The organism is Candidatus Chloroploca asiatica (assembly GCF_002532075.1).
GTDB lineage: Bacteria > Chloroflexota > Chloroflexia > Chloroflexales > Chloroflexaceae > Chloroploca > Chloroploca asiatica.
The window spans coordinates 24,447-48,810 of sequence record NZ_LYXE01000031.1 but is presented as its reverse complement, the minus strand read 5'-3'; the positions used below and the strand labels follow the sequence as shown (position 1 = coordinate 48,810).

21 protein-coding genes are annotated in these 24,364 nt (G+C 56.6%); 11 read left to right on the top strand and 10 right to left on the bottom strand.

Features of this window, described 5'->3' with window-relative positions; genetic code table 11:
- Window positions 1-128 precede the first annotated feature (128 nt).
- The 3 genes from A9Q02_RS02645 (at window position 129) to A9Q02_RS02635 (ending at window position 2,068) form a co-directional block, all read left to right on the top strand.
- Complete coding sequence (locus tag A9Q02_RS02645; RefSeq protein WP_097650814.1) at window positions 129-710, top strand: thymidine kinase; 582 nt, start codon at window positions 129-131, stop codon at window positions 708-710.
- 155 nt (window positions 711-865) lie between these two features.
- Window positions 866-1,603 (top strand): glycosyltransferase family 2 protein, encoded by a 738-nt coding sequence (locus A9Q02_RS02640; RefSeq protein WP_097650813.1) that lies wholly within the window; start codon window positions 866-868, stop codon window positions 1,601-1,603.
- Between the two features lie 27 nt (window positions 1,604-1,630).
- Window positions 1,631-2,068 (top strand): hypothetical protein, encoded by a 438-nt coding sequence (locus A9Q02_RS02635; RefSeq protein WP_097650812.1) that lies wholly within the window; start codon window positions 1,631-1,633, stop codon window positions 2,066-2,068.
- 67 nt (window positions 2,069-2,135) lie between these two features.
- On the opposite strand, the gene A9Q02_RS02630 is transcribed toward A9Q02_RS02635, so the two are convergent.
- Complete coding sequence (locus A9Q02_RS02630) at window positions 2,136-3,176, bottom strand: hypothetical protein (RefSeq protein WP_097650811.1); 1,041 nt, start codon at window positions 3,174-3,176, stop codon at window positions 2,136-2,138.
- A 245-nt stretch (window positions 3,177-3,421) separates the two neighbouring features.
- On the opposite strand from A9Q02_RS02630, the gene A9Q02_RS02625 reads away from it, so the two are divergent.
- Window positions 3,422-4,006, top strand: coding sequence for an ANTAR domain-containing response regulator (locus A9Q02_RS02625; protein WP_097650810.1), 585 nt, complete (start codon window positions 3,422-3,424; stop codon window positions 4,004-4,006).
- Between the two features lie 311 nt (window positions 4,007-4,317).
- Here A9Q02_RS02625 and A9Q02_RS02620 read toward each other — a convergent pair whose 3' ends face one another.
- From A9Q02_RS02620 to A9Q02_RS02595, 6 genes are all read right to left on the bottom strand, one after another.
- Complete coding sequence (locus A9Q02_RS02620) at window positions 4,318-5,355, bottom strand: glycosyltransferase family 4 protein (RefSeq protein ID WP_097650809.1); 1,038 nt, start codon at window positions 5,353-5,355, stop codon at window positions 4,318-4,320.
- A 126-nt stretch (window positions 5,356-5,481) separates the two neighbouring features.
- On the bottom strand, window positions 5,482-6,663 hold the full coding sequence (locus A9Q02_RS02615) for a GNAT family N-acetyltransferase (protein WP_097650808.1): 1,182 nt from the start codon (window positions 6,661-6,663) through the stop codon (window positions 5,482-5,484).
- Window positions 6,660-7,772, bottom strand: coding sequence for a class I SAM-dependent methyltransferase (locus A9Q02_RS02610; protein WP_097650807.1), 1,113 nt, complete (start codon window positions 7,770-7,772; stop codon window positions 6,660-6,662). Before A9Q02_RS02610 ends, A9Q02_RS02615 begins: the two co-directional genes overlap by 4 nt.
- Window positions 7,759-8,217 carry a DUF6992 family protein gene (locus A9Q02_RS02605; RefSeq protein ID WP_097650806.1) on the bottom strand — a complete coding sequence of 153 codons (459 nt, stop codon included), beginning with the start codon at window positions 8,215-8,217 and terminating at the stop codon, window positions 7,759-7,761. Before A9Q02_RS02605 ends, A9Q02_RS02610 begins: the two co-directional genes overlap by 14 nt.
- Window positions 8,218-8,224: 7 nt before the next feature.
- Window positions 8,225-9,724 carry a tetratricopeptide repeat protein gene (locus A9Q02_RS02600; protein WP_141508666.1) on the bottom strand — a complete coding sequence of 500 codons (1,500 nt, stop codon included), beginning with the start codon at window positions 9,722-9,724 and terminating at the stop codon, window positions 8,225-8,227.
- Window positions 9,714-11,570 (bottom strand): ABC1 kinase family protein, encoded by a 1,857-nt coding sequence (locus A9Q02_RS02595; protein WP_097650804.1) that lies wholly within the window; start codon window positions 11,568-11,570, stop codon window positions 9,714-9,716. Before A9Q02_RS02595 ends, A9Q02_RS02600 begins: the two co-directional genes overlap by 11 nt.
- Before the next feature lie 167 nt (window positions 11,571-11,737).
- Between A9Q02_RS02595 and A9Q02_RS02590 the strand changes: the two genes are divergently transcribed.
- Complete coding sequence (locus A9Q02_RS02590; RefSeq protein ID WP_216361430.1) at window positions 11,738-12,049, top strand: hypothetical protein; 312 nt, start codon at window positions 11,738-11,740, stop codon at window positions 12,047-12,049.
- A gap of 39 nt (window positions 12,050-12,088) precedes the next feature.
- Window positions 12,089-13,486, top strand: a complete 1,398-nt coding sequence (ffh, locus tag A9Q02_RS02585) for a signal recognition particle protein (RefSeq protein ID WP_097650803.1) — start codon at window positions 12,089-12,091, stop codon at window positions 13,484-13,486.
- 79 nt (window positions 13,487-13,565) lie between these two features.
- Here the strand turns inward: ffh and A9Q02_RS02580 are convergent, their stop codons facing one another.
- The 3 genes from A9Q02_RS02580 to A9Q02_RS02570 all read right to left on the bottom strand — a co-directional run bounded on the left by A9Q02_RS02580 (window position 13,566) and on the right by A9Q02_RS02570 (window position 18,035).
- The gene (locus A9Q02_RS02580) at window positions 13,566-14,933 is read right to left on the bottom strand and encodes a S41 family peptidase (protein ID WP_097650802.1); all 1,368 of its coding nucleotides are present in this window, start codon (window positions 14,931-14,933) and stop codon (window positions 13,566-13,568) included.
- 147 nt (window positions 14,934-15,080) lie between these two features.
- The gene (locus A9Q02_RS02575; protein ID WP_097650801.1) at window positions 15,081-16,796 is read right to left on the bottom strand and encodes a peptidoglycan D,D-transpeptidase FtsI family protein; all 1,716 of its coding nucleotides are present in this window, start codon (window positions 16,794-16,796) and stop codon (window positions 15,081-15,083) included.
- Window positions 16,797-16,859: 63 nt separating this feature from the next.
- Window positions 16,860-18,035 carry a sensor histidine kinase gene (locus A9Q02_RS02570; RefSeq protein ID WP_097650800.1) on the bottom strand — a complete coding sequence of 392 codons (1,176 nt, stop codon included), beginning with the start codon at window positions 18,033-18,035 and terminating at the stop codon, window positions 16,860-16,862.
- Window positions 18,036-18,436: 401 nt separating this feature from the next.
- Here A9Q02_RS02570 and A9Q02_RS02560 point away from each other — a divergent pair, with 401 nt between their 5' ends.
- The 5 genes from A9Q02_RS02560 to A9Q02_RS02540 all read left to right on the top strand — a co-directional run bounded on the left by A9Q02_RS02560 (window position 18,437) and on the right by A9Q02_RS02540 (window position 24,364).
- The gene (locus tag A9Q02_RS02560; protein WP_097650798.1) at window positions 18,437-19,063 is read left to right on the top strand and encodes a hypothetical protein; all 627 of its coding nucleotides are present in this window, start codon (window positions 18,437-18,439) and stop codon (window positions 19,061-19,063) included.
- A gap of 3 nt (window positions 19,064-19,066) precedes the next feature.
- Entirely contained in the window at window positions 19,067-20,425 is a 1,359-nt protein-coding gene (miaB, locus tag A9Q02_RS02555; RefSeq protein ID WP_097650797.1) for a tRNA (N6-isopentenyl adenosine(37)-C2)-methylthiotransferase MiaB, read from the top strand.
- 48 nt (window positions 20,426-20,473) lie between these two features.
- Window positions 20,474-21,316, top strand: a complete 843-nt coding sequence (locus A9Q02_RS02550) for a tetratricopeptide repeat protein (RefSeq protein ID WP_245860210.1) — start codon at window positions 20,474-20,476, stop codon at window positions 21,314-21,316.
- A 49-nt stretch (window positions 21,317-21,365) separates the two neighbouring features.
- The gene (locus tag A9Q02_RS02545; RefSeq protein WP_097650796.1) at window positions 21,366-22,754 is read left to right on the top strand and encodes an ATP-binding protein; all 1,389 of its coding nucleotides are present in this window, start codon (window positions 21,366-21,368) and stop codon (window positions 22,752-22,754) included.
- Window positions 22,755-22,879: 125 nt separating this feature from the next.
- Window positions 22,880-24,364, top strand: coding sequence for a TadA family conjugal transfer-associated ATPase (locus A9Q02_RS02540; protein ID WP_167857463.1), 1,485 nt, complete (start codon window positions 22,880-22,882; stop codon window positions 24,362-24,364).

The following is a 24,364-nucleotide window of genomic DNA, read 5'->3' as shown; positions in this document are numbered from 1 at the left end:
AGAGCACGAGCTCGGCACGGGTGGTGCCAGGGGCCTGCGGCCCTGGCACTGCCCAACAACTTGACACATTGTACAGATGTACGTATATTGACCAGAATGAAATCTGCCTATCTTCAAGGATTATTTTTATGACTCGACCTGGTTCCGGTGGAAGAATCGAAGTCATTTGTGGATGTATGTATAGTGGCAAGACTGAGGAGTTAATTCGGCGCATGCGACAGGTGATGATCGCCCGTCAGCCTTGCCGTATCTTTACCCCTCGGATGGATACGCGCTATAGTGCCGCCCATATCGCCAGCCACACCGGCTCACAACTCGAGGCTGTGCCGATCACCTCGGTCAAACAGGTTCTTGCCGCCGCCGAGGATGTTCAGGTTGTCGCCCTCGATGAGATCCATTTCCTCGAAGACTCGCCACAGGCGATTCTCGATGCCTGTCAGTTTCTGGCCGACCAGGGGCTCAGGGTGATTGTGGCTGGGCTCGATCAAAACTATCGGGCCGAGCCCTTCCCGGGGATGATGCAACTCATGGCGGTTGCCGAACAGGTTGACAAGCTCTATGCTATCTGCGTACGCTGCGGGGCCTATGCCACACGCTCGCAACGGCTTATCAATGGGGACCCGGCCCCCCGCGAAGCTGAAACCCTCGTTGTCGGCGGGCTCGATCTCTATGAGGCACGCTGTCGCCAGTGCTACCAGCAAGCACCGTAGGCACACGTCAGACATGTTGCGCCTTTGCTTCAAAAAATCAATCTTCTAATGTTACGCCTTTGCGCCTCTGCACCTCTGCGTCAAAAAACGCTGCCGCAAGGCATGCTATACTAGTTACGCGAGGTTTGTACCATAAGTGGAGTAGTTGCTGTCGTATGGAACAGTTCCCTCTTTCCATTGTCTTGGTAGTCAGTCATCGGTCAACGGGGCTTGCTGCAACGGTGGCCGAATGCCTTGCATGTGTGGCTGGGCGGCTAGCCGAGACCGAGATTATCCTCGTTGATGATGGCTGTTCCCGCGATCTGGCCCAACAGATCGACCGTTTTGCGGCCCTCCACGCTCCGATTGTTCTGATGCGCTATCCGCGACGCCGTGGTTACCGGTCTGCGCTCTATGATGCCTGGAGTGCCGCACGCGGAACGTATCTGATCACGCTCGATCTCAGCAGGCCAGTGCTGCCTTCCTCGCTTCCACGCCTTCTTGCAAGTGCCCCGGGATACGCTGCAGTCATGCCCTATCGCGAACCTCCAGCACACACGCTGCGCGATCGCCTGCTGGCCCTGCTTGGCCGTCGCCACGATGCGACCTTGCGTGACCCGGCCCTTGGGCTCGCTCTTCTGCGCAGTGATCTGCGTCAATATTGTCAACCAACCGGCTCTGACCTTTTTGTCCATGCCGAAATCTATGCGGCAGCCCGTCAGCATAGGTTGCCTGTCACGCAGGTAGCGCTGCCTGGCCTCGCCGTACAAGCTCAGGCCTCGCTTCGCCCATCCTTTCAGTCATCCGCCCCCAATGCTCCCGGCCAGACGCACCAACGCGCAGCCCTCCGTGCCGGAATCTTTGCTTTTGCCAGTGGATGGTGGGTGCTCCGCCGCTGGCGCCGCCGTTTCTAAGTGCAAATCATTAGAAGGAGAAGTCAGATGAGTCAGCCAGACGATCAGCCGAATCCGTCGGATCCATCAGATCAGCCTCAGAGCGATCTCGCCAGCGAATTGCGTGAATTGGGCCAGCAACTCGAAAATGCCGTCCGCAATGCCATGGAAAACGATAAGGCCAAACAGATCCAAAAGGATCTTTCCTCAGGCCTGCGCGAGATTGGCACCCAGCTTCAGTCTGCCGTCGAGTCACTCAAAGAGAATCCTCGCATCCAGGAACTGGTCGAAAAGAGTGAGCAGGCCGTGAATCAGGCCCAGCAAAGCAAGGTGACCCAGGATTTCCAGGAAACCCTCGCTCGTGGCATTGCCCAACTCAATGATCAGCTTGCCGCTTTTGTGACCCGGATTCGTAACGAGCAAGACCCACCAGCAAGTGGGCCCGTCACCGGTGAGACAACTCGCCTCGATCCCGAAGATAAGTAGTCTCTTCGTATGCTAACAACGCCAGCTAAGCTGGCGTTGTTAGCATACGAAAAAGTGGGCCGGGGCCTCACTCTTTATGCCTGCGCCTGAATAGACTCAAACCAGGTTTGTTGCCCTGGGCACGCATCGTGGCAATCAACACCGCACCCTGCTCACGCCCGATCCGCAATGCATCCTCAGCAATTGCCTTCATCCGTTCACGCGAGACGAGCTCACCTTCAGCAAACCAGCGCCACGCTGCCATCCCTGTTGCATATGTGCCCGCATACGATACAGCGACCCTCGGCAAGATCCCCCAGAAGGGAATCAGGCCAATCAGGGTTCGTGCAAGCTGACGCCACGCAAACGCCCCGCCTACCACCGGCAAAATCTCGCGCATCCGCGCCTGGAAATCAGGTGCAGCCCCGTGCGCTAGCGCCAGCCGATAGACCATCAAGGCCTGGTTTTTTGTCAGAACCAGCATGTCTGCTGTGGCGATTGGCACCGATAAGATCGGTATTTGCATCGGAATCGATGAGAGCAAAACATAGGTGGCGTTGGTATTCGAAATTGAGTTGACCAGGGTACGGGCATACACCGAACGCAGCCCGGTGACCGCCCGCGCCGCCGCGAGCTGCCGGTCTTTCGGCAACCGATCAAGTATGGCCGTCGCGATCTGCTCGGCAACGTCAGAAGCGCCAAGCTCAGGTAGCACAAGAATACGCGCATGGGCAAACTCGGGTCGCACAGGCTCTGTCTCATCCGGGGCCGCAACGCCAGCAATGATGATCACTGTTGGCAAGGCGAGCAGCGCCAGACGCCCGATGGCCTCGGCATCACGAGCAGTGAGCGGCGCACGTCCATCCACCGTCACCAACAAGAGGTCGGCCTCGCGCAAGCCAGGCTCAGGTTCACCATACGGCAGAGGTTGATACGAAAATGGATCTGGCCCATGTGGTCCAAAATGATGACTGCCACTCATGCGCAGGATCTCGACCACCCGCTGAAACAGTGGCCGCGAGCCAAGACCAGCAATCCGTACAACAACTTCGCTCTCTTCACGAATCGCCGTGACATCTAGCTCACGTAGTGTATTGAACGCCGATCCGAAATTATTCCAATTCAACACGCCATCCCTCCCTTGCCACAAGCACTGTCTCGATTATAGCATAGACCTTTTCGTCCTTGTCGGGCCGCTGGTGTGGTATCATTAGCATAATCCACGGGCCAGTGACACCGCGAGTGATGACAAGGCTGCGAGCCCAGGAACGTCAGAAAACTCAGGTTACAAACCGCTCAGCATGACAAGGCTGCGCGCATGTCAGAACATAGCATTGACAGACATATGAGGCACGTTGTGCAAAAGGAAAAACCGTGAGCGCTATCCGCATTCTGATTGCCGAAGACAATGACCTTGTCTCACTAACACTCGAAGAACAACTCAAAGGGCTCGGCTACGATGTCATCGGGATCGCACGCTCAGGCGTTGAGGCGGTGAACCTGGCCGGTCGCCTCAAGCCCGATCTGATTATGATGGATATCAGAATGCCTGAAATGGAAGGTACCGAGGCTGCCGCACGCATCCGTGACCAGTTTCCCGTGCCCATCATTATGCTCACGGCCTACGCTGATAAAGATACGGTGCGCAAAGCCGAGGCTGCTGGTGCGCTTGCCTATCTCGTCAAGCCGATCAATGAGATCGAACTACCCCCGGCGATCAATATCGCCCTCGCACGCTTCAAGGAGATGCAAACGCTGCGGAACCAGGTTGATGAACTCGAAGAGTCACTCGAGGCACGCAAGTTGATCGAGCGCGCCAAGGGGATTTTGATGCAACGCCTTGGGCTCAATGAACGCGATGCCTACGAGCGCCTCCGTCAACGCGCCCGCGATAAGCGTGCCAAGATGAAGGATATCGCCCAGGCTATCATCGAGGCCGAAGAATTGCTCGGGTCATAAGCCTCCTTTACCCTCCCCCTCAAAGGGTTTCACCACCATGGCCCGCTGGATGCCCGCCTGCGCGGGCATGATATGGGGATGACGCGGGCATGACCGGTGGGACGGCCCAGACCTGGGTTCCCGCGTGCGCGGGAACCCAGGTCTGGGGGCCGTCCTGCGCCAACCATGTCGTGGCCCGCACCGCTGCGGTGAGGGCTGCATCAGGCAGCCTTGCGGAGGGCTGGTGAACCCCTTTGATGCCCCCTCCCCCGCGTGGAGGAACGGGCGTCGCCAGTCAAAAACACTCTACCTGAGGCCTCACCACAGCGCCTTCAACGCCCCAGTAGCCGTTCGTATAACCTCCGAAAGCGGTTGCCCAGTTGGTCGTACCCAAAGTTGCTGGCAACTTTGTGACGCCCATGGTCGCCAAAGCTCCGACGCATCGCGGCGTCTTCACCAAGGATCCGGACTTTTTCGGCATAACCGGCAATATCATCCCGCGCAACGAGAAAACCGTTGAGCCCTTGATCCACAACTTCAGGCAACGCACCCGCCCGTGTGGTTACCACCGGACGCCCACACGCCAGCGCTTCCGCCGGTGCAATGCCAAAGCCCTCTAACCGCGATGGGAAGAGTAGGATGTCACAGCTCTGGTAGGCGGCAACGAGCCCGGCCCGATCAGGTGAACCAAGCGGCGTCATTTGGGGGTGCGGCGGTGCCGTTTCGTTCCCCTGAAAACCACCCGTATAGTAGAGCCGATAGTCAGACGGCAGTTGTTCCATGATCTTTGGCAAGAGATCAAACCCTTTGCGCCGCGTTCGGTTGCCCACAAAGAGCAACCTGATCCGCCCGTCCGCCGGGGGCAGGCCATCGTCCCGACGTGCAAAATCAGGTGTTGGCACAAAGACATCTGTGTCAATACCATCGTAAATGATGATACTATCGGCACGCCCATACGTCTGCTCGACCTGGCGCTGCGTGAAACGGCTGACGCACACGACCGCATCAGCATACGCGACCGAAAGGCCGTCGTAACGCGACTCGACTAGGCGATAAAAGAGACGTTGGGCAAATGAACTGTAGGGCTGCAAATCAGGGTCTGTCGTCAAGTGATGCACCGTCGTCACCACCGGCAAACCAGTTGCTTTGAAGCTAAAGGCGACCCGCGACCGCCCCTGCATCAGATCAAACCCGCGCCACCACCCTTCAGGCAAGGCACGACGAATCAGAAAAGGCAGAAAGTTGTAGATCTCGGGCAACCGCAACAACTCTGGCTGTAACCCTGCCGCACGCACCGAGCGCACAATGTTCTGAATGCCAAAATCCACCCCTCCACGCCCGAGTGGTGAAATATAGAGCGGTCGCACCATCAACCTCCACCTTGACCAACAAAAGCTAGGTTTCTTCTGACGAAAGAGGCCGGCTTTGCTGGCCTCTTTCGCCAGAAGAAACCTTATCTACCCATCAGCAGGCTGAGCAACCTTGTCAGCAGGCGCTCAAAACATATCTACGCTAAATGGCACCAGGCCCATAAACGCCCGATCAAAGAGAGCCAGAGCATCCCGATTATAGACCTCGAGCGTGCCAAAGGTCGCCGCTGTCCGTGGTCGCAGGTAACGACTATAGATCTGCGCCAAAATGCGGCTGTCACACTGGATATCAGGCAATGTTCCAAGTGGCATCTGGCGTACCTGACAGGCACCTGCCGCAAATTCCAGCGCAAAGATCTGTTGGTTCTCGACAAGCCAGTCGTCGGTCACAGCGATCGTTACCTGGCCCTGCAAATCTTTTGGATAACGATGCGCCTCAAACGCGGCGGCAATATCCAGGAGGCGCAACATAAAATAGGGCTGGACGCGGCATTCCAATGGATCAGGAAAGAGTAAATTGACCGGTGCATCCGCAGGCGCCCGAAATTCCACCCTGGCAACCTGGCCTTCATGCCCCGCAAGAAAGACAAAGAGTTGGGCGCGCGCAATCGGATCAACCGCGACCATTTCACGGCAATGCATCACATCACCGCGGGCTTCACGCTCAAAACGAAAGATCGTATACGAACGCCCCTTGCCCTGCTCATCGCGCCAAATGTAACCATAGTAGGGGCGCTGCTGCCAGTCCCGCATGATGCGGTTGCGCCACCAGGCCGGTGTACGAACAACCGGGCCAAAACGCCCACGCAGCGCCTCACGGTAGATCGCATCAAGCTCGTCAACTTCGTCTTCGCCAACAGCAATCCAGCGCCCCGGTGCCCGACGAAACGAGTGAAAGAGGGCTGGCTCCCCACTGTAGATCTTCTGCTCCATGCAGGTCGCCCAGCCGTAGCGACTGTAAAATGAGACCTTGAAGGGGTAGAGCATCGCCAATGCCACCCCAGAGGAGCGTAGTTCGTCAACCGCGTGCCGCAGCAAGGCTCCGATATAGCCACGTCGCCGCAACTCGGGGGTACTGGCGACCGCACCGATACCGCCAACCGCAGCCTGTACCCCTGCCCCAAGCTGAACCTGTAGATCGTGCAGTTGCAACTGGGCCACGAGTTGCCCGTCAACAAATAGCCCCCGGAACTGAGCCAGTTCCTCGGCATCAAGCGGTACCAGTTCCGGGTTCACCTGAAAGGCATAGCTCTCGAGCGCCAGACAGCGGTCACGGTCATCAGGGGTGAATGGCCGATACTCGATCATCGCGGTTTCTCCACAACAATAAAGTAACTACCACAACGCATCCAGCCAAACAACCAGAGATCGAGTTCCATCACCAGGGTGATCACCAGTAAGGCACGATAGACCAGGCTACCAGGGCGCAGGTGTGAACGCACCCGCTGGCGTGCCCGAATTTCGCGAGCCGTTCCTTCGGGTGTCGTCTGCGTAGCAAGGGACGAGAGGTACGGATCAAGACCCGCCTCTTCAGCCACGTTAGGCTGTGGCTGCGATGGTTTCTTCGCCGTGCGCCCTAGCACAGCCTCGCCGAGCTTCATCACCACATGCTCAACAAAGGTGGTAAAGAGGCTATTCCAGAAGACGACTTTGACCGGGCGCAGACCGGCCCGCTCAAAGGCCGCAACGACATCTTCCCAGGTCTCAAGTGCTTTGATATGGTCGGATTTCCGCCGCGCCTCTCGCGAAAAATCATACAACCCTGCCCGCACAAAGAGCCGCCCAAGGCGGCGACTGAGATTGATGATCGGCTGGATGGGCGACATCTCGCGGGTGTTCGAGAAGGCGAGCATCCGCCCACCAGGGCGCAAAACCCGCGCCGTTTCCGCCAGATACGCGTCAATCACCTCAAGCGGGAAGTGTTCGAGAATATCAATCGCAAAGGCTTTATCAAAAGTCCCCTCGGCGAAAGGCAGGCTCCGCGAGTCGGCCTGGGCCAGGGCAACCTCGGCCACCGCTCGGTCAGCAAAGAGCGTAGCCGGGTCACTGCCAACCATCAGGTGAACCTGGTCGGCATTCCAGACTGCGTGCTTGGCTGTGCCACATCCGTTGTCGAGCACAACATCAGTCGGGCGAAACCGCAGCAAACGCCGCAACGCTCGGTCACGCACCCCGGCAGCGAGCAACGGTGGGGCCAACTCACGATAGTCCAACTCTTCTGCCAGTTCGGTCTCATCGGTGACATACTTCGACACATAGTCGTAGTGTGTCCCCCGTGGCATCAGATCAAGATAGCCTTCACGCAACGGATAAATCGTGGCACACGAAGCACAATGCACTCCGTCGTCAAGTACATACAATGCCCGTGAGTGGCATGTCGGGCACTGCAATAGTCCATAGAGTTCATTCGTGATCATCGGCGTCCATGCGCTGGCCTACCTGGCGTGCCAGCAGTGCATCAAAGACCAGCAAAAAGGCTCCCTGCGTCGCAATACCATACCCGAGACCCTGACGATCAGGGCGCTCGGCATAACGCAGAGCCACCGCTAGCCCGACGAGAATGTACCCAACATCAAGGCCCGCATTAACGGTGAGTATCTTGCGGAATTGCTCGGCTTCACGCAGCGCATCACGCTCTTCCAGCTCACCCGTAGCCATCCGCTCAGCCTTGAGCAGCGCACTCCGCCGTCCAATCATCGCCAGCAACACATCAATGACACCCCAGGCCACGGCCTGAAGGCCAAAATGCCGCCAGAAACCGGCAAAAGGTAGCATCAGTGCGCCGAGCACACTGCTCCCAATGCCCCATACCAGAAGTGGACGTAACGCACGCCGTTGGTAGACAAAGAAATTTTCTTGCATAGCGCGTCTATCTTACCCGATCTGCTGTTGGCGTCAAGTTATGCCGCTGTGGCAGCGTCGCCAGGAGCAACTCTGCGCGTTCCCGCCAGCGCGAGGCGGGAGCAAGATCGCTTGCCCGTATCAGCGCCGCTCGGGCTGCTTCGTACTCGCCAGTTGACGCCAGGGCTGCCCCCAGGTAAAAGGCTGCATCCGCCCGCGCTTCCCGCGCCTCAGCAGCCTGTGCCGCTTCAATCGCTCCACGCCCATCGCTGCACTGATACCGCACTCCTGCCGCAAGCACGAGGGCGTCAATCTCCTCTGGAAGCCGCTCTAACGCGAGTTCGGTGAGTGGCAGACCGGCAGAACAAAGTTCGTAGGTCGTCGCCAGGTGAAAGCGGGCGGCCAGCAGCGCATATCGGCCCTGTTCTTCAAACGGTGCCGCTCCCAGCGCCTGCTCATATGCCAGGCTAGCCTGGGCGTATTCGCCCTTCGCTGCGTACCAACTCGCCCGCGCTAGATGACGATCGGGTGTCTGCGGATGCCCCTGCGCAAGCGCATCAAGTTCCAGCCAGGCGACTTCGTCCGCTCCCTCCGCCACCGCAATCAGCGCCAGCAAAGCTCGTGCCTGTGGGGTATCAGGATGCAACCCCACCATTGCTGCCAACGCTTCACGCCCTTCGCCCGTGTGACCAGCAAGCCAGTGCGCATACGCAAGGTATGCCGCTGCACTCAAGCCTTCAGGGCTGTCAGGGTCAACCAGGGCAAACTGGGTAATCGCCAGATCATACAGGCCCGCTTCAAGATAGGTCTGCCCAAGCAGTTGTGCTCGCAACCCCTCCTCAACCTGAAGTACCGCCCTCAAGTGCGCCCGATCCCCCTCCAGCCTGGACAAGAGAGGCTTCGCCAGCACGCCAGAGGTCACAACGTCGTCGGTTGCCATCAGGGTCGCCAGCGCCTCGCCAGGATCGTCGCCCGCCTGCAACAGCACCAGTTGATACCGCGCTCGTTCGGCCCAGCCTGATGGCATCGGCAAGGTCAGTGCGTCACGATACGCCTCGGCTGCAGCGCCATATGCCCCATGCCTCAGGTAGGCCTCGGCAATCAACACTCGTCCTGGCCCGCGATACACACATGCCTCGCCAACCCGACAATCTTCTAGCAAGGCCCAAGTACGCTCAGCCTGCGCCACACGCCCATCGTCAACTAGCGCTTGCCCCAGATACAGCAAGGCCAGGTGATAGTCACCTGGCGCAAGCCCCCGCACCATCGCCGACCTGAGTGTCCGCTCAGCCAGCACTGCTTCGCCACGAATGACACGGAGCATCCCAACACGCAACAATGCCGCCGGATGATCTCCAGCCAGCCCCTGATACGCCTCAAGTGCCTCGTAATAACGTCCGGCAGCGAACAACGCATCAGCCTGCGTAAGTGGATCTGGAGAAGACCGGGGCCACCACACCACCATCACCAGCGCGATCACCAGCAAAATGATCGCGCCGCCCCAGATCACCCGATGTTCACCGTTCACCACGGGGCCAGAGTATCCAGATCGTCGCGAGAACCGAAGCCCACCAGGCGCGATCAGCCTCTTTCTCAAAACCACGCGTGCGCAGTTGCACGCCCCCCAAGAAGAGCCCGGTTGCCAGCATCCCGCCGGCAAGCCGATCGTTTGACCGTTCCACCCGGCGAAGACCGCGTTCCAGCCGACTCATATCCGAGCGTGTCTGCAACTCGCCCCGATTGCCAGCCCGATAGTAGGCATCCATCTGACGCGGCAAGGTGAGCAAAATCTGCCCAAGCTCGCGCAATTCCTTCTGGATCTGCTCAGACCAATTACCATTCCGCCGCTCTTGATCAAGCAACATCCGCGCAAAGGGGCGCAGTTCCTGGAACAGATTGATATCAGGGCAAAGCTCGGTCGAAAGGCCCGCCACCATGCTCATCGCACGGCCAAAATAGAGCAGATTCTGCGGAATCTGGAAAGGCAGATCATAGATAATGCCTTTGGTCTCGGCAAAAATGGCATCAACATCAATATTCGTCATCTCGCGCATCGTGCGATCAAACGAATGGCGCAGCATGATCTCGACCCCATGAACGATCAGCCGCCGATCAGCCCCGGGCAACAGCATATTCAAGCGCTCAAACGTATCGACAATCCGCTCAGCATCATTGGTTGCCAGACCAACGACCCCTCCACGGATCACCTCCATCGTCTGTGGCGGCAAGGAACCAACCATCCCAAAATCAATAAAGATCAGGGTGAACGGACGCCCACGTTGAACCGTATGGGCTTCGGCATCATCAAGCAGATGCCCATCAGACAGAAGCCCGTTCCTAAAATCGTCACTCTGCTTCATCGGTTCGGTTTGCCCATTCGTATAGGCAACCGTCGGTAACTCTGGATCGATCCGCACAAAGAGATTGCCTGGATGCGGATCGGCATGAAAGAAGCCATCAACAAAAAATTGCTTCAGATAACAATTGTTGAGTCGCGACGCCAACTCAATCCGACTCACCCCCAGCGCCTCAAGCGTAGGCAGATCATTGATCTTGACCCCGCTGATCCGCTCCATCACCAGGACACGGCGCGTCGAATACTCAGGAATTGGCTCAGGGACATGAACGCCATAGACTCCCGCGAAATTCTTGCGGAAACGAGCCGCACTCTGCACTTCCTGAACATAATCCAGTTCCTGGACAAGCACTCGTGCAAACTCGGCGAGCAGCGCATCAAGATCGGCCCGCCGTCGAATCGGCGGGTAATTCTTGATCAGCCGGATGACCCAGGCAACGGCGCTCAGATCTACTTCAATAATGCGCTCAATATAAGGCCGCTGCACCTTGACGGCGACTTCACGGCCATTGTGCAGCGTGGCAAAGTGAACCTGCCCAAGTGAAGCAGCCGCCACAGCTTCCTGGTCAAAACGCTGAAAGATCTCGCTCGGTGGTGCGCCCAGTTCCTCAATAATCACTTCCAGCACATGCCCAGCCGGAGCAGGAGGAACTTCATCCTGGAGGCCGGCAAGTTCGCGCCGAACCATATCGGGCACAATGTCAGCCCGCGATGAGAGAAACTGCCCAAGCTTGATCTGCATCCCGCCAAGCTCAAGCGCAAGAAAGCGAAAACGACGCGCAAGGCGCGACCATCGCGCTGCCGCCGAACGTCGCACATACCAGCGCAACAGCGTAAAGCGCGCCAGAAAGATGTCCCAGATATAGATATGGATCACTACGCTCAGAAAAAAGAGCGAAACCCGCAAAAAACGCTGGCGCGGGCGAAACACCGGCGCTGCACTCGGGCGAGGGACCGCTGTCTGATCTGGGGTGAAAGGCGTATCGGCTTCAGGCCGGATTGTATTTTGTTGCGTCATACCTGCATATTCTTCTTCTTCCCATTGGATTATACCAGAAACAGGCCTCGTGCGTCAGCCCACAGGCTGAGAGATTTACCCCCAGAAATAAAACTTGCGACTGATCTCACAAACGTGCCGGTAGGCTACCATACCTTTCAATATGGAATGAGCCTCATGATACACTTATGGCAATTGATACCATTCGTCTCTTAACTGATAGTGCGGCCCAACTCTACGCAACCCTCGATCGCCTGCGGCCACTTGGCGATCCCGATGCGTCGTTTGATGTCTGGCGTGCCGGTCTCGGTATGCTCGATGATGCCGATGAGCAGCAATTACGTCGCAATTATCGCCGCCTCTTGACCATGATCGCTGAAATCGAGGGCCTCGTCTGTTCGCATGCTACTGCGATCGCCCTCGTCCGTGCCCACGCAATTGCAATTGCCTCAGAATCTTGCCAATTGACGCAACCCCATGGTAGCGGCTACAATAAATGATAGTTTCGTATACGCGCAGCAGAGAAACGAGCGCATGCTATGTTTGAAAGTCTTTCTGATCGTCTCCAGACGGTCTTTCAAAAACTCGGGAGCAAAGGCCGCCTCGATGAGGATGATGTCCGTGAGGCTATGAAGCAAGTTCGCCTCGCGCTCCTTGAGGCTGATGTTAATTTTAAGGTCGTCAAAGACTTTGTCGCCAAGGTGACTGAGCAGGCGATTGGCGAAGAGGTAACCAAGAGCCTGACGCCCCATCAGCAGGTCGTCAAAATTGTTCATCAAGAACTGATTAACCTCCTTGGCAATGATCCGGCCCCCCTCCAGGAGTCACGCCCTGGTCCGACGGTGATCATGCTTGTTGGTCTCCAAGGTACGGGTAAAACGACCCTCGCCGCCAAGCTCGCTCTTCATTTACGTAAAAAGGGCCGCCGTGTGATGATGGCCGCCTGTGACATCTATCGCCCTGCCGCCATTACCCAGCTCCAGACCCTCGGCAAGCAATTGAATGTGCCAGTCTATAGTGAGCCCGCTGGCAGCCAACCACCTGATATCGCCGCCAATGCCCTCGAGCAGGCGAAACGGGATCAGGTCAATGTACTGATTGTTGATACCGCTGGACGCCTCCAGATTGATGAGACCCTGATGGTCGAGCTTGACCAGATTATTGCCCGGGTCGATCCAATCGAGCGCCTGCTCGTCGTTGATGCTATGACCGGGCAGGAAGCGGTGCGTGTGGCTGATACGTTCAATCAGCGCGTCCAGATTACCGGCCTCGTGATGTCCAAGATGGACGGTGACGCTCGTGGTGGCGCCGCCCTCTCGGTGCGTGCTGTGACCGGGGTGCCGATCAAGTTCCTCTCGACCGGCGAGAAAATTGATACCAATACCCTCGAACCCTTCTTCCCCGATCGCCTCGCTTCACGCATCCTCGGCATGGGCGATATGCTCTCCCTTATCGAAAAGGCTGAGCAGATGTACGATGCCGACCAGGCCAAAGCGATGGAGAAGAAGCTCCGCAAAGGTAAGTTCGACTTCGAGGATTTCCTCAATGCGATGCAACAGATGCGTAAGCTCGGTCCACTTCAACAGATCCTGGCAATGATCCCAGGTATGAGCCAGATCGCTCGCAATGAGGAGTTGCTCGATGAGAGCCAGCTCAAGCGCGTCGAGGCGATGATCTTCTCGATGACTCCCCTCGAACGACGCAATCCCGAGATTATCAAGCAGAGCCGCCGCGCCCGCATTGCGCGTGGCAGCGGTACCTCTGAACAGGATGTCTCTGCTCTTATCAAACAGTTTCAGCAGATGCAACGTATGATGAAGCAACTCACTGGTGGCGGGAGCGGCAAAGGCGGTCGCCGCGGCGGTCGCGGTGGTCGTGGTGGCCCCGGTGGGCCCGGGGGGATTGACCCTCGCGAATTGATGCGGATGCTCAAGTAGACGCTCCATCCTGAACGTGGGGGCGTGCCATCACCACCGCTACCCACGTTCCCGCTCCACGCCGCTCGGTGTCTGCCCCCTATGGGTTTAACAACCGTAACGCGGTCAGAATACCTGGATCATCTTCCTCTCGAAAACGCGTCCAATCCTCGTTGACGATCACATCCGGCTGTACGCCAACACCCTCTAGATCAGTGCCATCGAGCAATTCAAACCCCTCCTGCGCAATCCAAAGGCGTGAGCCGTCACTCAGTTCGTACGAATAGATGGTTTCGGTGTTGCCTGACGTCGGTACGCCAACGATAACCGCACCAGCATGACTCTGCAGGATGGCGGCCATCAGTTCAGCATACGAGGCTGTACTGCGATCAACAAGGACGATCAGCGGCATCCCGCGCAGGGCGTCAAGACTCCCTGGTTCAATCACGAGGGGAACGTCGCCCTGGCGATTCGTAAAGTAGCCGACTTCGCCACTGACAAAATGGCTCAGGATCCCCGCCAGAACCGTGCGCCATCCACCGGGATTGCTCCGTAGATCAAGAATAACCCCACGCAACTCCTGCGCAGCAACTATCTCGGTGAGCAACGCGGTCACCTGCTGATCCATATTGCTCACCCAGAGCGTGGTGATACCCACATAGGCAATGCCACCAGGCAAGAGCCGTGCCGTCGGCGTGATGGCCCCCTCTACCCGTCGCCGGGTAATAAGAATATCGCGACTCTCTTCTCCAGGCCGCACCACCGCCAGACGTACCTGGCTTCCGTCAGGCCCTTCGAGATCACCATGCGAAAAAAAAGCACCGTCAATCGCAACAATTCGGTCGCGTGGACGCAACCCAGACTGCAGGGCAGGGCTGTCAGGAAAGATGTGCTGAATCATCAACCCATCACCCAACGGCAAAACGATAACTCCGATCCCAACCTGCTCTTCACGCCCACTGGTGATCGCGTCTTCGCGCCGTGCCGCCTGTGGAGGCACAAAACGTGAGTGATTATCGCCAAGACGCGCAACCATGCGGGTGATCGCCTCATAAAATGCTGCATCAGTCGGCGCCGCAAGAATTACGGGCTCAAATTCATCTCGGATCATGAGCCATTCAACACCACCAAAATCATCATAGAGATAGTATTCATGTATAAGGCGCCACACTTCCGTAAAAATCTCGAGCCGTGTGACCTGGGATAGCGCCGTTGGCGCGAGCTCAGCAACAGCAGTTCCAACGACTGCGACCGATTGCTCAGGTGGACGTGAAGGCACAGGCACATCCGTTGGTGTGGGCAATACGATCGTAGGTGCGGCAGGTTCACGCGTCGTGATCACCGTTGCCGTCGCAGCCCATCCTTGCCTAGATGCCGCCATTGGTGGCACAGCACCAGAACATCCACTCAGGATGATGACGAGTCCGAGCACCAACCATAACAGTCCACCCAGCCTGCCCTTTTTCATGAGGCAATCCATCCTATGGGCAGATCTTTAGCTTCACGTATGCAACCCATTGATCCTACCATCCCGTTGAGCCTAGCGCACGTCCAGATTGCGCTGCCACACGCTGATGCCCAACCACAGACCTCCGCCAACCACAATAGTAGCAGCCTATTCAGTGGCAAAGGCAGCGGCCAGGACACGCCCCGCCAATTCCGCCCCCACGCTACTCCCCTCGCCCCCACGCTCCACCATCACGGCAACGGCATACCGTGGCGCATCGAGTGGAGCTACGGCAATAAACCATGCATGCGGCACAGCACCCTCCACGTGCTCCGCCGTCCCCGATTTGCCCCCCACCGCGATCCCAGGGACAAAGCTACTGATACTCTGCCCAAACCCATAGCGGGCCACGGCACTCATATTGTTCAACATTGTCTGCGCCGTGGCCGAACTCATCGTGCGCCGGATCCGCTGCGGGCTGTGGGTGAGAATAAGCCCCCCATCAGGCCGTTTCACTGTCTGTACCAGGTATGGCTGCATCATGATCCCGTCATTGGCAATGGCAGCCGCAACCATGGCCATCTGCAAAGGCGTCACCAATAACTGGCCCTGTCCATAGCCCGTGTCAGCCAAGGCACGTGGCTGATTCAGAAACCCTGCGTCACGATAGAGCAGGCTCTGATTAGCGAGAAGATCGCTCAGGCCACGGTACGTCGTCGTCATACGCTGCGGGGTGCCAATATCAAAGCGACCTGCCGTTTCAACCATCCGCTCGGCCCCCAACCGTGTGGCATACTGCGCAAAGGCGGTATTGCACGAAAAAGCATAGACCCGCTCGAGATCCGATGGATCACCAGTCCGCGTCGCCAAACCACCTACCGCATTGACAATCGCTGGGGCATTCGGGTCGGGTAGATACGTCTCGGGACAGGTGATCGTCTCTGGCTGACCTACCCCACTGTGCTCGAGAACCCCAACTGCCGTGACGGTCTTAAACACTGAACCGGGAGGATACAGCCCTTGCGTCGCACGATTCAAGAGCGGCTGGCCTGCGCTTTCTACCTGCATTTCTTGCCAATACTGCGTGATGCGCTCATTCTCTGCTTCGCGATCAGCCACCCCAGGGTTGAAGCTCAAGCCGCGTGGATCAAAACCAGGATTGCTCACCAGGGCACGGATTGCACCAGTAGACGGATCAAGCACAACCACTGAACCAGTCCGCCCTCCCAAGGCCGCCGCAGCTTCGGCTTGTAGATCCGCATTCAACGTCAGGGTCAGATGATTGCCACGCGGAGTTTCACTCAGCAGGCTATCACGCAGACGCTGCCATTCGTTGCCACGCTCACCACTCAGATAGGCATTGTAGGTCGCTTCCAGACCGCTCTGCCCATACCGCGTGCTAAAAAAGCCCACAATATTGCTGAAGGCACGCGGATCATACCGATCAGCCAGCGGATAGACACGCCGCGCAGCATTGCCTACTGGCTCGCTCTGCACGAGCACGCTCCCTCGCATATCACGGATCTCGCCACGCAACACTTTCTGTGAGGCAAGGACAGGGCGGATATTGCTTATCGCCTGACCTTCTTCATCCTGCACGACATGCATCGCAATTGCCGATGCACGCACAAATTGTTGCCGCAAGAGTTGCAGGCTGATCAAGCCAAAACCAACCAGAAAGACAAGTCCCAGATTCGTCAGATTACGTGATAGACTCCTCGTCTCACCCGTTCGTGTCGCTAGATATGCGGCTAAGCCGAACAGAGGGGCAGATGCCCAGAGACAGAGCAGCCAGCGCACTTCGCCTTCAACTGGCTGGAAAATACCATAGGTAATCAACCCAATGGCCCCGATCATACTGATGACCGCAAGCCCGGAACGCATGTTCATGACACCTTGTCTGCAAGCTGTCTCAAGGGCTCAAGCAGTGAGCCAGTGGCGACATGCTTATATGTGAGTCGTGGGCATCCTGGCTTCAACCGTCAAGCCACCGCTCTCACGCTCAACGACGTGAAGTTCACCCTCGAATTCGGCGAGACGGTAGCGCACAACCCGTAACGCATGCACGCCCGGTCGCTCATACGTACCGTCAAGCAGGCCAACCCCGTCGTCCTGGATCATCAGGATGACATGATTGGGTGCAAACCGCACTACCACCAACGCTATGTGTGCCTGCGCGTGATGCTGCACATTGAGCAACGCCTCATGCGCAATCCGCAACAAGAGCATCTCTATCGCCCGATGCAGAGGCCGCGGCTCACCAATGACGCTGACCCGCACCTCGATCCCAGCCTGATCGGCAATGGCCGCGCCTAATTGATCAAGCATCGCCATCAAATCACGATCACGGCCCTGGATAGCCATCAGTTCATAAAAAACCTTCCGCGCAGGATCGGCTCGCTGCTCGGTTGAACGCGTCGCGACAAGCGATGAAGTCACCCCCGGATGAACAGGCCGTCGCACTGCATCCTCGCTCGGTGGACGCTCCAACACCCGGGTTCGTACGCCCGTCCGTTGCGCCGTCTCAGGATCAGCGCTGCCAAGCAACGGACTCGCGAACGGGCCATGAGCACCTTCCGCCTCACTCGTCTGCTGCGCCTGGTCCTTCATCACAACTGCAGCGACCCACCACCAGAAGAAACTGAAGAGCAGTGGTAGCACGACCCGTAGCACAATGGTTCCTTCGGCAAGCGTCACCTCACTTCCACGGTTGATGACAGCAAGCCCAAAGAGATCCAGGATAATGAAGACCGAACCGCCAACAATGCTTCCTCGTGAGCCATATAACAGTGCGGGCAAGACCAGCGCCCCCAAGGCAAAGGGGAGGAACGGCAACATGGTGCTCCCACTTAACCAGAGGATCGCGATACCAACAATGAGATCAAGCACAAGCAAGGTGGGACGCTGACGCGCCAACTGGACATATCCTTGCGCAAGAGCGGTCGCAACAACATTGAGCACGCCAATCAGCAATAAAAGGCCTGCATCACGTGGCAAGGTCTCGGTTGGACGCCCCGGCAGGGTGAGTGCCAGGGCAGCAAAAATCCACGCTAACCAGCGATAGCTAAAGAAAACGACATGGTCGCTCAGGTGGCTCTGCCATTGACCGGCTAATCGCTTCACTCTGCTTCCCTTCACAGATGTGACGCCCGTTTATTCGCGCATAGAGCAGTCCTGCTTGGGTTCTATCCAGGAGTGCCGACTTTACTAATGAAGATCAAGCATTACATCGGGCATACCGTAGTGCTGACTTCAGTCGGCTTCCGGCTCCGCCGACTGAAGTCGGCACTACCTGATGTAATTCTTAAAATCCATAAGCCGATCCTTCTGAAACACAAGTCGTTTAGGATTGCTATACAACAGGGGTGCGGCGTTGCACAAAACCTATTTCGCCGATGGCTCTTAGAGTCTACAGTGTAGCAGAAAGGTGTGGCAGCGGCAACCTCAAATCCGTAAAGCTCCATTCTTAGAGATGTCTATGGTATACTATACGCTGCATATCATGCACACATCGAGGAGAAACTATGGTTCCGAATGACCAGCCTGCTGAACTTGACCTTGCCGTTGGTTCAATGATTACGGTGCGACCCGATGAGGATCGCGAAGCATATAACGAAGAATATGAAACCGTCTCTGTTGTTCAGGATCAACTCCGTGAACAGGGGATCGATGTTGATCTGCTCGCCATGCCTGGGGTTCAGGTCTGGGAGGGCGGGTTACATCACATGGGGGCGCTCTATCAGCTTTCACGGATGGCTGTCCATCTTGAACACGATGAAGACATCGCTGACGTCATCGAAGATGGCCCGGTGATCTATGACGATGATCTCGACCGGATGGTGACTGATATCTGGGACGAGTTAACCCAGACCCGGTTTGCCCATCTCGTCAATCTCCAAGGAATCAATAGCTATTTCTTGCCCGTTGAGTTTGCGCAACCCGTCTGGCTCGCTTTTGAAGATGAAGATGGAAACGAAGATAGCGCCTATTTCGCATCATCTCATCGTTTGCAACAGGAACTCGCCGAACTGAGTCCTCTGCTGATCAAAGCCGGTGTCTCACCCCAATCCGAGGCGTATCGCTGCCTTGAATTGTTCCAGGCAGCAGCCTCAGCCAGCGTGAATGCCGGTTTGCCTATTATTGTCTGGTAACCAATGCAAGATCTTCTCTTTATCGATAAACTCTCCCTGCGCCAGCAGCCTGATCGCGACCCAACCCCTCGCGAGCGGCGTTATTATGTCTGGACAGTTGGGTGTCAGATGAATGTGTCTGACTCTGAGCGCCTTGAAGCCGCCCTCCAGGGGGTTGGCTATAGCCCGGCACGCTATCCCGATGAAGCCTCGTTTATTGTGCTCAATTCGTGTAGTGTGCGCGCCAGTGCCGAAGAGCGGATCTTTGGGAAACTCGGTGAACTCATGCGGGTCAAACGAGCCCATCCCGAGACCCGTGTCGTGCTGTGGGGATGTATGGTCGGCCCCGAAAATCGCTCGATCTTTGAGCAGCAGTTGCCCATGGTTGACCATTTCATTTCGCCCTCAGCTGTTGATGAGGTCGTGGCTCTCGCACCGAATCCTATCTATACACTCGATGAGCCCGTTCTCCCTGTTGCCAACACGGCGCATCCACCTGTCTCGGTGCATGTGCCTATTCAGTATGGCTGCAATATGACGTGTTCGTATTGCGTCATTCCCCTGCGCCGGGGGCGTGAACGCTCACGCCCCCTCGCTGAATTGGTTGAAGAGTGCCGTCGCATTGTTGACCGTGGTGCCCGCGAAATTACGCTGCTTGGTCAGATCGTAGACTCTTGGGGCCACGATCTCCCTGGCCGTCCTGAACTCGCCGATCTGCTCGAGGCCGTCCACGAGCTTCCCGGGCTCCAACGCTTGCGCTTCCTCACGTCCCATCCCGCCTGGATGACCGATCGCTTGATCGAAACAATGGCTCGCTTGCCACGCTGTATGCCCGATCTTAATCTGCCTGTGCAGGCAGGCTCTGATGCGCTGCTCAAGCGTATGCGGCGCGGCTATACAACTGCACGCTATCAGGCCTTGGTTGCTAAAATTCGCGCCACTATCCCTCAGATCGCCCTGACAACCGACATTATTGTTGGCCATCCCGGTGAAACGGCAGAGGATTTTGCGCAAACGCTCGCCCTCTGCGCGACGATCCGCTTTGATAAGATCCATATCGCTGCGTTCTCGGCACGCCCAGGAACCCTCGCCGCTGAACAAGAGCAAGATCCTACGCTCGCCGTCACCGAAACAGAAAAAGAGGCCCGCCGCCGCGCCCTCGAACAACTCCACGAACGGGTTGCTACCGAACTCAATACGCAGTATCTTCACCAGACGGTGGACGTGCTTGTTGAGGGTGAAAATCGGGGCAAGTGGCGTGGGCGTAACCCGCAGAATAAATTAGTCTTTTTTACCCATGCCGATGACCTTACTGGTCAAGTGGTACAGGTGCAGATTACCCATACTGGCCCCTGGAGCCTGCAGGGGCGACGGGTTGGCTGAATGTGCCGTCTTTTGTGCAAACATCAATAGAGAGTGGAGGAGCCCGCTTTGGCCAGACAGGATGAAAAACAGCGCATTCGTCGCAAATTGCAAGAGAAGGCCGTCGAACTCGCAGCTATGAATCGCTGGGAAGAGGCCCTGGAAACAAATCAACAAATCCTTGGCCTCGGCGAAGATGTTGATACCTTCAATCGCCTTGGCAAGGCCCTGATGGAGCTCGGTCGCTACAGTGATGCCCACGATGCCTATCAACAGGCCTTGCGTATTACGCCGACGAATAGCATTGCTCGCAAAAATGTCGCTCGCCTTGATGCCCTTCTTGCCCGCGGCTTCGAGAGTGGCCAGGTCCATCTGAAACCACGCCAGCAAGTTGATATGCGTATGTTTATTACCGAAACAGGGCGAACCGCCATCACAACCCTCGTTGATGTGCCTCGTTCACCTGCTGTCGATGCGCTCGTAACTGGTGAAAAGATGACTTTTCGCGTCGAAGGACGCAATGTCTATGTGATCGATGCCGATGGTACGGTGGTTGGTCGCCTTGAACCAAAGCTTGGCCAACGCCTCGCCGAGTTGATCAATGGCGGTAATCGCTATCTCGCCGCGATTGCCCAAAGTGACCCGCGAAGCGTTCGTTTGTTGATTCGTGAGACGTATCAGGATCCCGCCCAACGCAACCGTATCTCGTTTCCTGGTAAACTCGGTGAGGCAGCTGCCTATGTCTCTAGTCTTCGTTATGAGGAGTATGAAGATCTCCTGGATGATGAAGAACATACCGACGAGATTGACGTTGTTGATGAAGAATATCTCACTACCGATGAAGAAGAGGAAATCGGCCTCGAAGAGATTGAACAAGATATGGGTGACGATGACGATGGCATTGAAGAATGATCACGCCGGCTAAAGGCCGGCTCACTTCGATGTCATGTAAGGAGGCCTCATGCCAATTAGGCTGCACGAAATTCCTAGCTCCCAGTCTCCTATCCAGACATCGCGTGAGTCTGGTGCGGCAGCGCTCCCTGCAATGCCGCGCCAACCTTCGTCCATTGCCGAAACTGGTCTCACGATGGCGTTCCTGACCGATCACGTCCTCAAGGTGATCTATTTTACCGGTTCGATTACTGGACAACGCCTTGAGGAGATGACCAAGTTGCCGTTTCTTGGTGTGCTCGATAAGGTGCTTGAGTTTCTCAAGCTCGAAGAGTTTACCGATATCATCGGGGCTGAAGGCGGCTTTAGCGAACGTTCCTTCCAGTATATTATCACCCCCAAAGGCCGTAATCGTGCCCACGAGGCGATTGAACGGAGCCAGTATGCCGGTGCGGCCCCCGTTCCGCTTGATGAGTACCTCGAGATGTGCCAGCGTCAGCAGATCGGTGATATGATCATTGATCAGCAGACGATCCGCCAGGCCTTTAGCCACCTGGTGGTCAATGAGAAGATGCTCGATCGCATCGGGCCCGCCGCAAATTCGGCGCGTTCACTCTTTCTCTACGGCCCCCCCGGAAATGGTAAAACGACGATCGCTGAAGGTATTTCGAACATGCTTGCCGGCTACGTTTTGATTCCGTATGCGATCGAAATTGATGGGCAAATTATTAAACTCTTTGACCCACTTAATCATCAGGTTGTGCAACAGCATGAAGTCGGTCATGTCGAAGTTGTTGCGACACCCTTTGGCAACAAGGCCGTCGGTAGCAATGCCAGTTTCCCCGATGCACGCTGGCTCGTCTGCCGCCGCCCCCGCGTGGTCGTCGGTGGCGAATTAATCCTTGAACAACTTGAATTGATCTATGACCCGATCTCCAAGGTCTATGAGGCTCCGTTCCAACTCAAAGCCAATGGGGGCCTCTTTCTCATCGATGACTTCGGCCGCCAGAAGTGTCGCCCCCAGGATCTCCTCAATCGCTGGATCGTGCCCCTCGAGAAGAAGGTCGATTACCTCGCCCTCCAGACCGGGAAGAAACTCCAGGTGCCGTTCGATGTCTTGATTATTTTCTCGACAAACCTCGATCCGAAAGCCCTCGTTGATGATGCTTTCCTCCGTCGCATCCGGCATAAAATTGAGGTTCCTAATCCCTCGCCAACTGAGTTTCGTGCGATCTTTCAACTCGTTTGCAAGTCCAAGAAGATTCCGTATAGCGATGAGGGGTTGCGTCATCTGTTGCAAGAACATTATATGAAGGTCGGACGTGATCTCCGCGCCTGCCATCCCCGCGATCTCTGCGACCAGATCCTTGATGAAGCCAAGTATCGCGCTATTCCTCCCAATATGAGCCGTGAATTGATCGATCGCGCCTGCGAAGCCTATTTTGTGCAGCTTGGGTAATGGTGCTATGCTATGCTCTAAGTAGATTTTATGGCCAAGACGTTGACGCTGCGCGTCTCTTCCTTTCCGCAAACTGATTTGTTCTTGACCCTGGCTCGCATGGCCCTAGCAAACGGAGGTGGTGTATGTCTCTGCTGAAACGGCTCGGTGGCAATAGTGGCGCTCCACAAACAAGTGAACCCGTCACAGCTCGCTCAACTCCGTTGAGTACTGTGGCTCCACCACCACCAGTGCAAACCCCCATGCCACCGCCCGCTGCACCGGTTGAGTCGCCTCGTGGCACCGCTATTTCCACTCCGGTGGTGCAGGATGCGGTTCAACCTGATGATCAGCAACGCATGCTCGAACTCTCGCTCTGGTGTGTCGACCGCATTCAGGCTTCTCTCGGTAATCAGAGCGAGTTGAACAATTCACCTGAAACCGAAAAATTGCTGCAAGAACGGTTCGCCCGTGTCTATCAGCAGTCAGGCGTGAGTCTCCCGCCCGATCAAGTCAAGCATCTCTTTACGATGGTTTGTGATGAACTGATGGGCTTTGGGCCAATCCAACAGTTGCTTAATGATGATAGCATCAGTGAGGTTATGGTCAATGGGCCCCATCGGGTCTACGTTGAACAGAAGGGCAAGGTTAAGCTTACGAGCGTGAACTTTGCGAGCGAAGAGCATGTTTTGAAAGTGATTGACCGTATTATTCGCCCCCTTGGACGCCGCGTGGATCGCAAGTGGCCGATGGTGGATGCCCGTCTGCCTGATGGCTCGCGTGTCAATGCGATTATTCCTCCCTGCTCAATTGATGGATCAACCGTCACGATCCGTAAGTTTGCCAAGAATAAACTCAAAATTGATGACCTGATCCGCTATGGGTCGCTCACGGTCGAGATGGCCGAGTTTCTGCGTGCCTGTGTGGTGTCACGCCTCAATATTGTGGTCTCTGGTGGTACTGGCTCTGGTAAAACGACCCTGCTCAATGTGCTCTCAAATTTCATTCCCGAGGACGAGCGCATTGTGACCATCGAAGATAGCGCCGAGTTGCAACTAGCCCAGGATCACGTCGTGCGCCTCGAGGCCAAGCCCGCTGAAGTGGACGGCAGTGGTCGTGTGCAGATCCGCGACCTGGTTATTAACTCGCTGCGTATGCGCCCCGAACGCGTCGTCATCGGTGAGTGCCGTGGCGGCGAAACGCTCGATATGCTCCAGGCAATGAATACTGGCCACGATGGCTCGCTGACGACGCTCCACGCCAATGCACCCCGCGATGCCCTCGCCCGTATGGAGACGATGTCGATGATGGCCGGTATGGATCTGCCCCTCAGGGTCATCCGTGAGCAGATCGCCTCGGCCATTGATATTATTGTCCAGCAGACACGCCTCGATGATGGGCAACGCAAGATTTCCTACATTACCGAAGTTCAGGGCATGGAAGGCGATACGGTGGTCCTCCAGGATATCTTTAAGCTCGAAATGCTCGGCAAGTCGCCCGAAGGCAAAATTGAGACCGAAATGCGTCCGACCGGGGTGCGCCCACGCTTTACTCCGCGTCTCGAAGCCCACGGCTTTAAGTTGCCCCCCAGTATTTTTGGAGCCCAGATCCCGGGCCAGAAACGACGCTAA

Coding starts and splice junctions, on each gene's coding strand:
- A9Q02_RS02645 (WP_097650814.1), top strand. CDS start 129: ATGACTCGACCTGGTTCCGGTGGAAGAATCGAAGTCATTTGTGGATGT.
- A9Q02_RS02640 (WP_097650813.1), top strand. CDS start 866: ATGGAACAGTTCCCTCTTTCCATTGTCTTGGTAGTCAGTCATCGGTCA.
- A9Q02_RS02635 (WP_097650812.1), top strand. CDS start 1,631: ATGAGTCAGCCAGACGATCAGCCGAATCCGTCGGATCCATCAGATCAG.
- A9Q02_RS02620 (WP_097650809.1), bottom strand. CDS start 5,355: ATGGTGCGACCGCTCTATATTTCACCACTCGGGCGTGGAGGGGTGGAT.
- A9Q02_RS02615 (WP_097650808.1), bottom strand. CDS start 6,663: ATGATCGAGTATCGGCCATTCACCCCTGATGACCGTGACCGCTGTCTG.
- A9Q02_RS02610 (WP_097650807.1), bottom strand. CDS start 7,772: ATGATCACGAATGAACTCTATGGACTATTGCAGTGCCCGACATGCCAC.
- A9Q02_RS02605 (WP_097650806.1), bottom strand. CDS start 8,217: ATGCAAGAAAATTTCTTTGTCTACCAACGGCGTGCGTTACGTCCACTT.
- A9Q02_RS02595 (WP_097650804.1), bottom strand. CDS start 11,570: ATGACGCAACAAAATACAATCCGGCCTGAAGCCGATACGCCTTTCACC.
- A9Q02_RS02590 (WP_216361430.1), top strand. CDS start 11,738: ATGGCAATTGATACCATTCGTCTCTTAACTGATAGTGCGGCCCAACTC.
- ffh (WP_097650803.1), top strand. CDS start 12,089: ATGTTTGAAAGTCTTTCTGATCGTCTCCAGACGGTCTTTCAAAAACTC.
- A9Q02_RS02580 (WP_097650802.1), bottom strand. CDS start 14,933: ATGAAAAAGGGCAGGCTGGGTGGACTGTTATGGTTGGTGCTCGGACTC.
- A9Q02_RS02575 (WP_097650801.1), bottom strand. CDS start 16,796: ATGCGTTCCGGGCTTGCGGTCATCAGTATGATCGGGGCCATTGGGTTG.
- A9Q02_RS02560 (WP_097650798.1), top strand. CDS start 18,437: ATGGTTCCGAATGACCAGCCTGCTGAACTTGACCTTGCCGTTGGTTCA.
- miaB (WP_097650797.1), top strand. CDS start 19,067: ATGCAAGATCTTCTCTTTATCGATAAACTCTCCCTGCGCCAGCAGCCT.
- A9Q02_RS02545 (WP_097650796.1), top strand. CDS start 21,366: ATGCCAATTAGGCTGCACGAAATTCCTAGCTCCCAGTCTCCTATCCAG.
- A9Q02_RS02540 (WP_167857463.1), top strand. CDS start 22,880: ATGTCTCTGCTGAAACGGCTCGGTGGCAATAGTGGCGCTCCACAAACA.